This window comes from Pseudomonas sp. UBA3153, assembly GCF_002364635.1.
Classification (GTDB): domain Bacteria; phylum Pseudomonadota; class Gammaproteobacteria; order Pseudomonadales; family Pseudomonadaceae; genus Pseudomonas_O; species Pseudomonas_O kuykendallii.
Window position 1 is genome coordinate 116,342 of sequence record NZ_DEYR01000061.1, and the last position, 792, is coordinate 117,133.

1 protein-coding gene is annotated in these 792 nt (G+C 66.8%); it reads right to left on the reverse strand.

The genetic code is table 11. The features are described 5' to 3' along the window. Positions 1–31: 31 nt before the first annotated feature. Entirely contained in the window at positions 32–562 is a 531-nt protein-coding gene (gene gloA / locus B2X67_RS14435; RefSeq protein WP_286785916.1) for a lactoylglutathione lyase, read from the reverse strand. Positions 563–792: the final 230 nt, after the last annotated feature.

Below are 792 nucleotides of genomic sequence, written 5' to 3' on the forward strand. Positions count from 1 at the left end.
GGGTGCGCCATGCGCACCGTGACGCGTTCGATCAGCGGCCGAGTTCGGTGTTGAGGTCGGGCTGCACCAATTCGATCCAGTAGTTGTCCGGGTCGCTGATGAACGCCACATCCTTCATCTTGCCGGTGTCCAGGCGCTTGACGAAGTTCACGCCCAGCTCCTCGAAGCGCGCGCAGGCGGCGCGGATGTCGGGCACCGCGAAGCAGATGTGGCCGAAGCCGCGCGGCTCGCTGTTGCCGTTGTGGTAGGCAGAATCGTCGTGCTCGGTGCCCCAGTTGTGGGTCAGTTCCAGCACGCTCTGCCGGCCGAAGGTGTAGCGCTGCCGCTCGCCAACCTCTTCGGGCACCGTCTCGCCCTTGGTCATCGCCAGGAAATACAGCGAGAACTGGCCTTCCTGGAAGTCCAGCCGGCGCAGCAGGCGCATGCCCATGACGCGGGTGTAGAAATCCAGCGAACGCTCCGGGTCCTTGACCCGCAGCATGCTGTGGTTGAACACGTAGTCCTGGGTGGCTGCATCCGGGGTCGCGCAGACGCCGGCCTGGATTTCGGTGGTGAACGCCATGGTTTGACTCTCGCTGGAAAAAACACCGCGCCAGTGTAGAAATCCGCTCCCGCCCGGGGGTAGCAACCGGGTACTACGATGCGACACCCGCCGCGAAGCACCGGCCAGGCCGCCGGCGCCCGGCTACTCAGGCGCTACGGCGCACGCCGCTCACGGCGCGGTTCGGGGCGAGGGCGATCAGCTGCGCCGGGGCGGCGGACTCGCGGCCGTTGGCGAGGAACACGGTGCAG